The organism is Methanosarcina sp. (assembly GCF_028693135.1).
GTDB lineage: Archaea > Halobacteriota > Methanosarcinia > Methanosarcinales > Methanosarcinaceae > Methanosarcina.
Window position 1 is genome coordinate 115,452 of sequence record NZ_JAQUVZ010000006.1, and the last position, 12,335, is coordinate 127,786.

Below are 12,335 nucleotides of genomic sequence, written 5' to 3' on the forward strand. Positions count from 1 at the left end.
TGCAGGGGACTCCTAACACGTAAGCTTCTTTCTGCACACCACCAGAATCAGTCAGTATTTTCTTGGAGTTTGCTTCAAGTTTCAACATGTCCAAATAGCCTATAGGAGGAATGACTTTAACATTCTTCCATCCATCTTCTACGGTTTCAACCCATTCAGTATTCTCTCTCATGGTAATGCAGGGGACTCCTAACACGTAAGCTTCTTTCTGCACACCACCAGAATCAGTCAGTATTTTCTTGGAGTTTGCTTCAAGTTTCAACATGTCCAAATAGCCTATAGGAGGAATGACTTTAACATTCTTGCAGATATTTTCCCAAAGCCTATATTTCATAAGATATTTTTTTGTTCTTGGATGAATGGGAAATACTATTGTTTCTTCTACACTGCAAAAGGCTCTAATAATGGCTGATAGATTCTCCCGGTTATCGGTGTTTGAGGGTCTGTGCACTGTAGCGAGCATGAATTCTTTAGGCTTTAAACCGAGTTTTTCCATTATACTTGATTTTTCTTCTGCTATTTTTTTATTGTATTTCAGGGCGTCTACCATCACATCCCCAACATTATACACTCCTTCTGTGATGCCTTCTTTTTTAAGATTTGAAACTGCGGTTTCCGTTGGACAAAATAGGATGTCTGATGCGTGGTCTGTAAGCACCCGATTTATTTCTTCGGGCATTCCTCTGTCAAATGAACGGAGCCCTGCTTCCACATGGGCCACTTTGATATGCATTTTGGAAGCAGCAAGTGCTCCTGCAAGTGTAGAGTTTGTATCCCCGTACACAAGTACCAGGTCCGGCTTTTCTTTAAGGAGAACCTTCTCTATTTCTATAAGCATTTTCCCTGTCTGCTCACCATGGCTGCCTGATCCGATCTCCAGATTGTAATCGGGTTCCGGGATGTTCAATTCCTTATAAAACATCAGATATTTCCTTATTATAGTGCTGGCCGATATGAACGAGGATTTCGTGGTGATACTTTCTAACAATTCTAGACACAGGGGCACATTTTATAGTTGTGGGTGAGCCCCAACAATGGATGTGATTTTCAAGCTAATTCCTCGTATAATTTGAATAATCCTTTTTCCATATTACCCAACTATAATTACTTAAAATGTTTTTAGATTCTAATCAGTTTTTACTTTTCATTCGTTTTACGCCTTTAATCTCTCAATATTATGTATATCACTTCCTCTTACGAATTGAACATTGTATTCACTTGCAATTTCTTCCCATTTTTTCTCGGGAAGATTATATTTTATGTTAGTTTCAAGCAATATGTCATATTTATTCATCAATGCAAAAATAGTTTCTAATTCTTTTTCCGGCAAGTTCAATTCGTATCTTTTCAAAAAAGCTCCGGGATGGGCCCAGGTACAAACATCCATGTTTTTTAAAACATGCTTTAATGATTTAACATAAATATCTATATCCTTAGGAAAAGAATGATAAGCGAATATTGGGTAATCAACCTCTTTTAAAATTTCTGGATCAACATCGAGGTCTCCGTCTGGCAAAACTTTAGCTTCACAGCCTGATAAAATTATTAAATCATACTGTTCTTTTGCACTGTCGATGGCGTTTAGAAGACCGCTGAAGTCGTATGTTATGTTTTTCCTTACGTGTTCGGTAAATGCTATTAATGGGATTCCAATGTTTTGAGCCCTCTCGCACAATTCAGCTACAGAGTTTTCTCCATCTGTATAATTCGTATGGATATGCCACTCCCCTTTTATTAAATATTCTTCATATTTTTTCCATACTTTCATAATGACCCAACACTCTCATTGTCTTGAATTCCTAATCCCCCCCAGTACCTTATTAGCCTGGTCCCCCACTTCACATTAAATTCAGGGATCTTTTCATTGAGCGCTTCTTTTATAGCTCCGTAAATGATGTTTGCTCCCGCAAAAGTTGATAGGATCATTGTACCCTGGACTCTTGGGTTTGATTCAAGGAGTTTAGGGACTTTATTTTCATCCATTTTAAACTGAAATCCGAATGCGTATTGAAGTTTGAGTTCTCTGGACAGAATTTCTGAATATTCAATTATTTGTTCATTCTTTTCAACGGTGCCCTCAAATGTTATACCTGATTTTATCAGGTCCCTTTTTCTTGGAATAATTACCGGAGATGAAGACCCCAGTATATCAACGGTATATTCTTCATGGGGAAGGTATTCCATTATCATTAGAGGGGGGAACGTGTCTCCCAATACGGTTTTTAGATGTTCCATCTTGGTGAAGATATTTGTTGGTTTTTCTGTATAGAGCATTTTCTTTAAATCAACCGATTCATCAATTATGCGAACTCCTCTCATTCCATTGGATTGGGGTGGCTTTATTACAATTGGTTTTCCCGGCCATCCGATTTTTTTGGAATAATCAAGAAGTTCGTCAAAATCTTTGGCCAAATTATATTCTGCTGTAGGAACACCGATTTTTTTTGCTAATTCCATTAGCTTGTACTTGTCATTAGCAAATTCAATGCTTTTTTCGCTGGAGACAGCTACTTTTGTACCTGCTTTTTCGAATTTACTTTTGTTTTTGGCCAGTACTGCAAGTTCTGCGGTGTTCTGAGGTAGGACTACATCTACATTTTCTTTTTCGCATATATGTAATAGGTCCAGAAGGTACTGTGGGTCGTTTGGTCTTTTGATTCTGTAAAATTGGTCACAGAGGTATTTGCCGATAACTTCATCCCTGATATCCGTCCCCACCGTTTTGATCTGCCGATCGTCAAAATTATTGTGTAAAGAATAGAGGGTACCTTTTATCCCTGGTGCCCCTGCACCGGTTATCAAGACTGTTAGAGCATCCACCTTATCACCTCAAAGGCTTCAGCATATTTTGAATTGCACTGAACACCCCGGCTTCTTGCTAGCCCAAAAATAAATTCTTCTGAAAAATAGAGTCTTTCCTTTATATATTGCGATTTATAGTTTTTTAGTAAATCACATTTTTTTGACATATGTTCTTCTGTCAATTTTATAAATAACTGGGTATTAAAAGTTATATGATTCCAGGGAAGTTCATAAGAAATAATGCTTGATGTTGTTTTAAACGCTCTTATCATTTCGTTCGCAATGATTTGGTGGTCCTGATGGTAATCATTTATAGAAGGACCTATTACCAAGTCTGGGTTGAATTTCTTTCTGGTTTTTATGAGTTGGTCCAGAATTTCTTGTCTGTGTTCGTGCAAATATCGTACTCTGAAGTTACACACCTGCACTTCTTCTTCACATAAGCCAAGGTGTTGAGTTACATCTAAAAACTCACTTTTTAACGTATCCTTTGGCATCCCCTCAGGCAAAGATTCTTCTGCGGTTGAGAATACCATCCAGTAAACATTATTTCCGTTTTCCAAAAATTTACAAATGCTACCGCCACACCCTAATTCAGCATCATCAGTGTGGGGGGATAATATTAATATGTTCATGATATTGTCCCACTATATTTTTTAATGATGTTATACACTTTTTTTAAATCTTAAAATCTTCATACATATTCAACAATTTTTTTTCTATGATACCCCAATTGAAATTATTTATGGCAGCTGATCTCCCGCTCTCACCCATTTTTCTGGCTTCGGACGGATGTTCAAAAAGCCAGACTATAGCATCAGAAATTTCTTTTATGTTAGAGGAATTTACAGGTATTCCCGATTTAAATTCATTCGCAAGTTGTGCCATATATTCAAAATTGTTTATTACTATTGGAAGTCCTGCTAACATATATTCATAGAATTTTACAGAAATTCCCAATTCATATCTTCCATTCGGTTGCAGAACAGATATTGCAACATTAGCTTCATTCATGTAATCAGCAACTTTACTGTGGGGGACTTTTCCGGTGAAATAAATACTTTTCTCTAATTTTTTACTACGGTAGTATTCCACGACTTCTTTTTTAAAATTTTCATCGTAATAGCTTCCAACAAAAAGAAGTTTTGCATCGGGTATTTTTTCTAACACTTTTTCAAATGCATGAATAATCACCATAGTGCCCCTGTCTTTTGATAATCCTCCCACGTAAATCAGGGTTTTATTATCAGGATCCTTATCCACAACAATATTTTGGAACAAATCAATTTTTGGGAAATTATTTAATATCCAAACGTTTTTGCTCAATCTTCTGAATTTTTCCCCAAGTACATCGTCTACGGTTACAATAGAATTTGGAAATAAGGATGAAAGAATTTTTTCACCCTTCTCACAGTAATAAAATATTGCTTTTCTGAGGATTTCTGGAAAAATAGGATCGTTTGCGATCAACAATGAATAGTGTTCATGTGCGTCATAGACTAACTTCTTCCTTTTTATCAATTTCAGAATAGAACATACAAAAAGAGATCCAGGCTCATGGCAGTGGTATACATCGCAGTCCTGTTTTAAACCCTCGCGAAAAACCCGGAGCATAGTTAAAGGGTGTAGAACCTTTGAACTTGGGAGTTCTACGGTAGCAATATTTATGCCTTCCACTGTTTTTTTGCTTTTTGAGTCAGAGGGAGCAACTATTGTTACAGAATGCCCTGCTTTTGCAAGGGATTTTGATTCTTTATGAAATATCCGTGAATCGAATGGGGGGTGTACCGTGGTAAGCATACATATTTTCATAATTATTCCCGAAATTCTATGCACTCACAGGCAGATTATGATTTATCAACTTTATTTATGCGCTTGACGACTTTCTCACAAAATTAAAGAACATTCATTATATTAAGGAACTCCTGTTTTAAATACAAATGCATAATATTAATATTGATTGGTTCTTATTTACTAAATAAACAGGGAACATTCAGCATGGACCAGTTATTTCTCTTATCCTGCATTGTTACAGTACTTCCAGTATTTGTATATCTAATATACATAATCGTAGCCTTTACTTCCAGACCAAAAAAAATAAAACACCTAGAGTCTCTTCCCAATGTCTCCATCGTAATCCCCGCCTACAACGAAGAGCTTGTCCTTCCGGATCACATCGACAACCTCGCAGAAATTTACCCCAAAGACAAAATGGAAATCATTATTTCCAACGATGGCTCAACAGACAACACCGAAAAAGTTTCCCTTGAAGCCCTTGAAAGAAATTCCATAAACGGAAAGGTTATCACAAACCCTCGCAGCGGGGCAAACAAAGCCATCAACCGGGGAATTGAGGAAGCTTCCTCTGATATCATAGTTATTACCGGTGCAGACGGCAGATTTGATAAAGATACCATCCCGGACCTTGTAAGCGTTCTCCTGAGCAGGGACGACATCGGCGCAGTCTCCGGAGACATCGTGCCTCTCTCAAAAGGAGATACCTTATTTTCTAAATCCGAATCTGCGTACCGTTCAATCTACGGGAAAATAGGTGTTTGGGAAAGCAATATCCATTCCACTTATTGCTTAAATGGGGCAGTTGTAGCCTTTAAACGAAGTGCCTCTCCTTCCCTGCATGCCCGAAAAGGAGCCGACGATGCAAGCAGGGCGCTGTCAATAATTAGAAACGGTTACAAGTGTAAGTACGTACCCTCTGCCAGGTTCTACGAATACGTGCCCTTTGAATTTAAGGAGCAGAAAAAGCAGAAGATCAGGAGAGCCACAAGGCTTATGGAAGCAACTTTCATGAACCTTGACATGTTCTCCCCTAAATACGGGAAGTTCGGGACTGTGGTCTTCCCACTCAGGGTTCTAATGTTTTTTGTTGTTCCTTCTATGTTTTTCCTATCCATTATTCTCTGGGCGATATATTTCGCTTCAATCAGTTTACTTTATGCAGTGGGGTTTTTGGGGCTTATTGCTATTGTTGTTCTCTCAGGCCGTCTTAAACCTAATATGTTTTCTTCATTCTTTATCTATCAAGGCTATCTCCTGTTTGGCCTATTGAATCTGAGAAAAGATGTTCACATCTGGGAACCAAATAAGAGGGAAAACAGTTAAGTCCTGATGAACGAATAAAAGTTCAGACGAATAAAAATAACTATAGGTAATTATGCCTTATGCAATTCCGTAAGGACCTGCGGCGAAATAACATAGGCAGTATTTAAAAATGTATTAAATAATTTTCACTATCAAGAGGGCTGATTTAATTTCAACTAAATTATTCGTTGCCTAAGTTATTTCGTTACAAATACTAAGTGAATGTAATAATATTTTTGTTTCCTTCAACAAACGTTATATTATTGAATAGATATCTATATGCAATAAAATTTATTTTTTAAGTTTTCATTTATTCTCTGATCTTCAAATGAACCTAAGTAACTGAATCATTTTATACCAAACATCCAAATTTCAAGAGTGTATTTATGACCGCTGAGAGCAAAAGAAAAAAAGATCTCATAGGAAGTCTTCCTTATTTTGTAGGAGTTCTCATTTCATGCATAGTAGCCCTTTATATCAGAACCCTCCCAAAAGCGGGAGTCTTCCTCTCAAACGGATTCGTACGTTTCGGCGGCAATGACCCATGGTATCATCTGAGAAACGTGGAGTCCATTCTGCACAATTTCCCCCATATGCTCTGGTTTGATGCCTATACAACTTATCCTTTCGGCACGAACCAAGTTTTTGCACCCCTTTACGATATGTTTCTTGCTACAATTATCTGGATCCTCGGAGCAGGAAACCCCAGTCAAGACCTGATTTATAAAGTCTCTGCTTACTATCCTTCCTTTTTGGGTGCACTTGTATTAATTCCCACGTATTTTGCTGCAAAATGGATATTTGATGACCGTCGAATCGGACTTCTGGCCGTGATCATCCTTGCGGTCCAGCCAGGACAGTTCCTTTCACGGTCTATGATTGGTTTTAACGACCATCACATTGCAGAAACCCTGCTCAGTACGGTTACAGCAATGTTTTTTGTAATGTCCTTGAATATGGCGGGTAAATCCGGAATCACATTTAAAAAGATCAAGGATAAGGAATTTGGATCCTTAAAGCCAGCTCTCCCATATCTTTTGCTTACAGGTCTCTCCCTCGGGGCTTATGCCCTTGCCTGGAAAGGGGCCCTCTTTTTTGCGTTCATCCTTGGTGTGTACATCACAATTCAGCATATTTTTGACCATATAAGAGGGAAACAAACGGAATACCTGGCAATCTCGGGAATGGTCATTTTTGCCGTTGCCCTTTTGTTGATACTGACAACTCCTTTCCTGGGCGGCACCAAATCCATGTACATTAAGGGGCTCTTTGCAGGGATCCTGGCACTTCCTTTTCTGACCGGGATTTCTATGTATCTGAACGATAGAAAACTTCCGAAGATCTATTACCCTATTGTACTCCTTGTGTTGTTCGGAGCCGGTATCCTTCTTGCAAAAGCTTTCCTGCCATCCGTTTACGGATTGATGATGAGCATCTTCAGCTACTTCATGCGAACTGGCGGAGCACTTACGGTTGCTGAGGCATCTCCTTTCTTCAGCAGAGGTGGGTTAGAGCAGCTCTATGGCCAGTTTGCATTCGGAGGTTACCTGGTGTTCTTTGGGCTGGCGCTGCTCGGATATGAAATCCTCAAAAGGAACGGGCAGGAGAAAAGCTTCCTGCTTATCTGGACTTTGATGATTTTCTGGGCGATGCTCCAGCAGAATCGCTTCGCTTACTACTTCTCGGTAAACGTTGCAATTCTTTCAGCTTACTTTGTGATAGCGGTTGCAGATCAAATAGGTCTGAGAGCTCTTACAGCAGATTTCAAAGCAAAAGTCAAAACTTCTGAAGATATTCAGGCTTTTACGAAACAAAATCTTAAAACAAAACATATTATTGCCCTGCTCTTTACTCTCATTCTCTCACTGGGACTTATCATTCCCAGCTACGGGCTCGCCATGCAGTATGCCCAGGGCACCGGAGGTCCAAACAGCCCCTGGATCGAGGCGACGCTCTGGATGCGCTCGAGTACTCCTGACCCAGGGTTAGACTATTATGAAAACTACGAAATTCCCACAGACGGGGAATCTTACTCTTACCCTGATACAGCTTACGGCGTTATGTCCTGGTGGGACTACGGCCACTGGATAGAGGTAATCGGCAGGAGAATTCCGAATGCAAACCCCTTCCAGCAGGGGGTCGGTGGTCGCAGGAACAGCCTTGAAGAAGAGAACGCTCCCGGAGCTTCCACCTTCTTTACAGCTCAATCCGAAGACGAAGCAACTGCTGTGCTTGAAGCTGTTGACCCGGCCCCGGATAAAGCAGGCGCTCGCTACATCGTCTCAGACGTCGAAATGGCAACAGGCAAGTTCTATGCGATGACAGCCTGGACCCTTGATTCCGCAGGATACTACCAGTCTTACCTGACAGGAAGCGGATCTCAGTACCTTCCTTCCACACGTTACTTCAATTCAATGGAGTCAAGGCTGCATATTCTGGACGGAAGCGGCTTGAAGCAGTACCGTATGGTCCATGAGACCTGGGCGTATCAGACTCAGGAAGCTGGGTACAAACAGGTGTACAACTACCTCTTCGGAGCCAGTATCCCTGAAACAGACACAGGGTATGTCAAAATTTTCGAGTATGTCAAGGGTTCAAGAATTACAGGAAACGCTTCCCCTAACGAGACGGTTACTATAAAATCAACAATTCTAACAGGTCAGGGAAGAACCTTTGACTATTTGCAGTCGACAACTTCGGATTCTGAAGGCAGGTATGAGTTTACTGTGCCCTATTCAACCGAAGGTCCCATTTCCGGGGAAACTCAGTTCGATACTGCTCCGACAGGTCCGTATGTCGTAAGCTACGGAAGCACGACCAAGGAAGTGAGGGTCAGTGAAGAAGCAGTATTGAATGGAGATGAAGTAAAGGTCTAAAATAAGATCTGCAGGTAGAAGTAAGATCTGCAGGTAGACGTAAAGTCTAAAACAGTAAGATGTGTAGTTCTGGTTCTTCTGCACATCTGCTTTCCTTCCAATTTTTTCTTTTTTCTTTACTGTACTTTTTTCTTTTACATATCCGCCACTTAGATATACTATTAAAAAAACCTACTTCAAAGGTGAAGTTTGATGGAAAACCCTATCATAGGCCGAGTCTGGAAATTCGGAGACGATGTCGATACTGATGTGATCATCCCCGGGAAGTACCTGCGGACCAAGGACATGCAGGTTTTTGCGGCCCATGCCATGGAAGGTATTGATCCTGAATTCGCTAAAAAGGTGAAAGAAGGAGACATCATAGTCGCGGAAAACAATTTTGGCTGCGGCTCATCCCGGGAACAGGCCCCCCTTGCGCTCAAGTATGCGGGAGTATCCTGTGTTGTGGCAAAGTCCTTTGCAAGAATCTTTTTCAGAAATGCGATTAACGTGGGGCTGCCTCTGATGGAGGCTGATGTTGAGTGCGAGGAAGGGGACGAGATCGAAGTTGACCTGCTCAAAGGTGAGGTCCGAGTTCCAGGAAAAGGAGTGTTCAGAGGAAACAAACTGCCTGACTTCCTGCTCGAAATGCTCACAGACGGCGGACTTGTTGCCCATAGAAAAAAAGTACAGAGCCAGTAAAAGGAATAAACCCGATTCAAAATCCTGATCCAAAAAAAATCTGATTTAAAAATCCGATTCCATAACATTATTCTAAAAATCAAAGAACTCAAACCCCTGATACCTATGATTTTTCCTGATGAGTACAAGTATGTGGGCGTAACAAAGGCCCTTCCGGAGGGTACGGAAGAACCCATTTATTTCCTTACCGAGTACCTGGTCGAAGAAAGAATAAATTCCGAAAAAGGCAGCCCTGAGTATGCAGTTTACCATGTGAATAAAAGTGGGGAAGGTTTTCTCAGAAAGGTTGAGAGCCTCGAACTGATCGCCTCCGGAGAAGAAGTGGTCAGGTATGACCGGGAATTGAACATAAAAGACCGTACCCTTCTGATCGAGACTGCATTAGAGCTCTGCAAGGGAAAGGTGAACACTGTCATTTTTACAGGTGTGGACAGGCATGTCACAATTGTCCATGATCCTGACCCCTCGATTATCCTTGAAATAGAGATCCTTGACGTTGCGCCCCCGGAGCCGGCCTGGCTTTCCCAGGTTGTAAGGAGGCTTGAAGCCAGCGGAATTTTCGGGGACCTGCAGATCCGGTTTACTGAAAAGATAATTGATCTCAGGCAGTTCGAAGGAGAAAATACCGTTTTTCCCTGTAGCTCATCAGGGCTTGAAGGAAAATGCCTGGACTCAGACACGCTGACCGAAAACGGACATCTTCTCGTAGGGTGTGAGATCTCAAAGACCCTTTTTGAAACGCGCTTCCCGGAACTTGAGTATTCTTTCGTAAATATCTGTCCTTTTAAATCCGAAATAGTTGTGCCCTCAAAATCCTTTATTACGCGCTGCTGCAGGTCCGAAAAATCAGGGCTTGTCACAATCAACGGCTTTGAAGGGGCTGTTGTCCATTGGGGAGCTTCGGAATATCAGGTTTCGGAGGCTGTCAGGAAGCTTGTGAACCGGCTTAGGGAAAAAGGTTCAGAGGAAAAAGTGTAAGTATAGTTTCAGCAACCCTAAAATTTATTCAAAGGTCTCTTAGGTGCATTGCAATTATTTTTAAGTGTATTACAGGTACCTTTAAATTCCCGGGGTTCTATTCTCCCGGAAAACCCTACATAAAACGAAATGGAGTAACTGTTCGATGTCTTTTCTAACCAATTTCCTCTTAGCGCTCGGGCTTGCAATGGATGCTTTTGCAGTTTCCATGTCCAGCGGCACAACGATAAGGCCTTTCAGGTTCAATGATGCCCTGAAGCTGGCTGTTTTTTTCGGGGGTTTTCAGGCTTTCATGCCGGTGCTGGGCTGGCTTGGGGGAAGTGCTGTAAGTGGGTTTGTTTCAGACTATGCCCCCTGGATTGCTTTTGGGCTTCTTGTCTTTATCGGGGGCAAAATGATTTATGAGGCACTTTACGGAAGCCCGGAAGGAAAGGTAAGTTCCCTTAACTATTCGTTGCTTTTCCTGCTTGCAGTTGCAACAAGCATAGACGCCCTTGCAGTGGGGATAAGTTTTGCTTTTCTGAATACACCTATTCTTGAGCCCGTAATTATCATAGGCTGCGTAACCTTTTTCATGTCTTTTTTCGGGGCGATTCTGGGATACAGAGTCGGCCATTTTTTTGAACATGAAGTTGAAGTACTTGGCGGCCTGATCCTTATAGGACTTGGCGGAAAAATTCTGGCCGAACACCTGCTCTGGATCTGAAAACTCTGCTTTCAGAATCTTAAAACCCTGCTTTTAGGATCTGAAATTCCTTCTTTTTGGAGTTATATGATCTACTTCAGAATCTTAAACAGTTACGCCAGATTCATATACTTCAAGTCATAGATGCAGTACCATGAGACTGGCGGTAATCGAAGGTGACGGGATCGGCAGAGAAGTGATCCCTGCAGCTGTGGAAGTCCTGGATGCGTTCGGACTTGAACTTGAGAAAGTGCCCCTTGAACTTGGCTATGCCAGGTGGGAAAGGACCGGAACTGCAATGTCAGGGGAAGACATTGAAACCATAAAAGGATGTGATGCGGTCCTTTTTGGGGCAATCACCACGGTTCCGGACCCTAATTACAAAAGCGTGCTTCTTACCATCAGAAAAGAACTGGACCTTTATGCCAATGTGAGGCCTGTAAAACCCCTTCCCGGCATAAAGGGCGTTACCGGAAAAAACAATTTCGATTTTATTATTGTCAGGGAAAATACCGAAGGGCTGTATTCGGGGATCGAGGAAATAGGTAATGACCTTTCCTGGACAAAGAGAGTAGTTACCAGAAAGGGCTCTGAGAGGATTGCAGAATACGCCTGCAAGCTTGCAAAGCAGAGAAATAACAAACTTACCATTGTCCACAAGTCCAATGTCCTGAAGTCCGACAAGCTCTTCCTTGATGTCTGCCGGCAGGTTGCCAGTTCTCACGGGGTAGAGTACAGCGACATGCTGGTTGATTCAATGGCTTACAGCCTTATGATGCGCCCCGAAAAATACGACGTTGTTGTCACAACGAACATCTTTGGGGACATTTTGAGTGATATGTGTGCGGCTCTTGTCGGAAGCCTGGGCCTCGTCCCGAGCGCCAACATAGGGGAAAAATACGCCTTCTTCGAGCCTGTACACGGAAGCGCACCCGACATTGCTGGAAAAGGCATTTCAAATCCACTTGCTGCTATCCTTTGCGTGAAGATGCTGCTGGAATGGATGGGCAACCCCGGAGCCTCGATCATTGATGAAGCTGTAGCCGACTTGCTTCAGAACAAGATCATTACTCCTGATCTGGGAGGAACTTCCACAACTGCGGAAGTGGGGCATGAGGTTGCAGAATATGTGAAAAATGCACTGAAATAAGGCTGAGCTGAAATAAACTGCACTGAAATAAGGTTTAATAAGGCTTTTCTCTTCCTTAAGCGGG

General features: G+C 41.7%; 11 protein-coding genes. 6 read left to right on the top strand and 5 right to left on the bottom strand.

The window, feature by feature from the left end; all coding sequences use genetic code 11:
* The 5 genes from wecB to PHF18_RS04735 all read right to left on the bottom strand — a co-directional run.
* On the bottom strand, positions 1-922 hold a 922-nt coding region (gene wecB, locus PHF18_RS04715), incomplete at its 3' end, for a non-hydrolyzing UDP-N-acetylglucosamine 2-epimerase (protein ID WP_300099012.1).
* 231 nt (positions 923-1,153) lie between these two features.
* A complete protein-coding gene (locus tag PHF18_RS04720) occupies positions 1,154-1,768 on the bottom strand; it encodes a PHP domain-containing protein (protein WP_300099015.1) in 615 nt (204 codons plus the stop codon).
* Positions 1,765-2,820 (bottom strand): ATP-grasp domain-containing protein, encoded by a 1,056-nt coding sequence (locus PHF18_RS04725; protein ID WP_300099018.1) that lies wholly within the window; start codon positions 2,818-2,820, stop codon positions 1,765-1,767. The genes PHF18_RS04720 and PHF18_RS04725 overlap by 4 nt, the downstream gene beginning before the upstream one ends.
* Complete coding sequence (locus PHF18_RS04730; protein WP_300099021.1) at positions 2,808-3,437, bottom strand: PIG-L deacetylase family protein; 630 nt, start codon at positions 3,435-3,437, stop codon at positions 2,808-2,810. The genes PHF18_RS04725 and PHF18_RS04730 overlap by 13 nt, the downstream gene beginning before the upstream one ends.
* 43 nt (positions 3,438-3,480) lie before the next feature.
* Complete coding sequence (locus PHF18_RS04735; protein ID WP_300099024.1) at positions 3,481-4,614, bottom strand: glycosyltransferase family 4 protein; 1,134 nt, start codon at positions 4,612-4,614, stop codon at positions 3,481-3,483.
* Positions 4,615-4,800: 186 nt separating this feature from the next.
* Here PHF18_RS04735 and PHF18_RS04740 point away from each other — a divergent pair, with 186 nt between their 5' ends.
* The 6 genes from PHF18_RS04740 to PHF18_RS04765 all read left to right on the top strand — a co-directional run bounded on the left by PHF18_RS04740 (position 4,801) and on the right by PHF18_RS04765 (position 12,271).
* Positions 4,801-5,922 (top strand): glycosyltransferase, encoded by a 1,122-nt coding sequence (locus tag PHF18_RS04740; RefSeq protein WP_300099028.1) that lies wholly within the window; start codon positions 4,801-4,803, stop codon positions 5,920-5,922.
* Positions 5,923-6,287: 365 nt separating this feature from the next.
* Complete coding sequence (locus tag PHF18_RS04745; RefSeq protein WP_300099031.1) at positions 6,288-8,777, top strand: oligosaccharyl transferase, archaeosortase A system-associated; 2,490 nt, start codon at positions 6,288-6,290, stop codon at positions 8,775-8,777.
* Between the two features lie 192 nt (positions 8,778-8,969).
* The gene (gene hacB, locus PHF18_RS04750) at positions 8,970-9,458 is read left to right on the top strand and encodes a homoaconitase small subunit (RefSeq protein WP_300099034.1); all 489 of its coding nucleotides are present in this window, start codon (positions 8,970-8,972) and stop codon (positions 9,456-9,458) included.
* A 105-nt stretch (positions 9,459-9,563) separates the two neighbouring features.
* Positions 9,564-10,436: a hypothetical protein gene (locus PHF18_RS04755; protein WP_300099037.1), complete on the top strand. Its 873-nt coding sequence runs from the start codon at positions 9,564-9,566 to the stop codon at positions 10,434-10,436.
* A 145-nt stretch (positions 10,437-10,581) separates the two neighbouring features.
* Entirely contained in the window at positions 10,582-11,142 is a 561-nt protein-coding gene (locus PHF18_RS04760) for a manganese efflux pump MntP family protein (protein WP_300099040.1), read from the top strand.
* A gap of 133 nt (positions 11,143-11,275) precedes the next feature.
* Positions 11,276-12,271: an isocitrate/isopropylmalate dehydrogenase family protein gene (locus PHF18_RS04765; RefSeq protein WP_300099043.1), complete on the top strand. Its 996-nt coding sequence runs from the start codon at positions 11,276-11,278 to the stop codon at positions 12,269-12,271.
* The last annotated feature ends 64 nt before the right edge of the window (positions 12,272-12,335 follow it).

What these genes read in the sequence shown, in the direction of transcription:
- PHF18_RS04730 (WP_300099021.1), bottom strand. Translation starts at nt 3,437, where the DNA reads ATGAACATATTAATATTATCCCCCCACACTGATGATGCTGAATTAGGG.
- PHF18_RS04720 (WP_300099015.1), bottom strand. Translation starts at nt 1,768, where the DNA reads ATGAAAGTATGGAAAAAATATGAAGAATATTTAATAAAAGGGGAGTGG.
- PHF18_RS04765 (WP_300099043.1), top strand. Translation starts at nt 11,276, where the DNA reads ATGAGACTGGCGGTAATCGAAGGTGACGGGATCGGCAGAGAAGTGATC.
- PHF18_RS04760 (WP_300099040.1), top strand. Translation starts at nt 10,582, where the DNA reads ATGTCTTTTCTAACCAATTTCCTCTTAGCGCTCGGGCTTGCAATGGAT.
- hacB (WP_300099034.1), top strand. Translation starts at nt 8,970, where the DNA reads ATGGAAAACCCTATCATAGGCCGAGTCTGGAAATTCGGAGACGATGTC.
- PHF18_RS04745 (WP_300099031.1), top strand. Translation starts at nt 6,288, where the DNA reads ATGACCGCTGAGAGCAAAAGAAAAAAAGATCTCATAGGAAGTCTTCCT.
- PHF18_RS04735 (WP_300099024.1), bottom strand. Translation starts at nt 4,614, where the DNA reads ATGAAAATATGTATGCTTACCACGGTACACCCCCCATTCGATTCACGG.
- PHF18_RS04755 (WP_300099037.1), top strand. Translation starts at nt 9,564, where the DNA reads ATGATTTTTCCTGATGAGTACAAGTATGTGGGCGTAACAAAGGCCCTT.
- PHF18_RS04740 (WP_300099028.1), top strand. Translation starts at nt 4,801, where the DNA reads ATGGACCAGTTATTTCTCTTATCCTGCATTGTTACAGTACTTCCAGTA.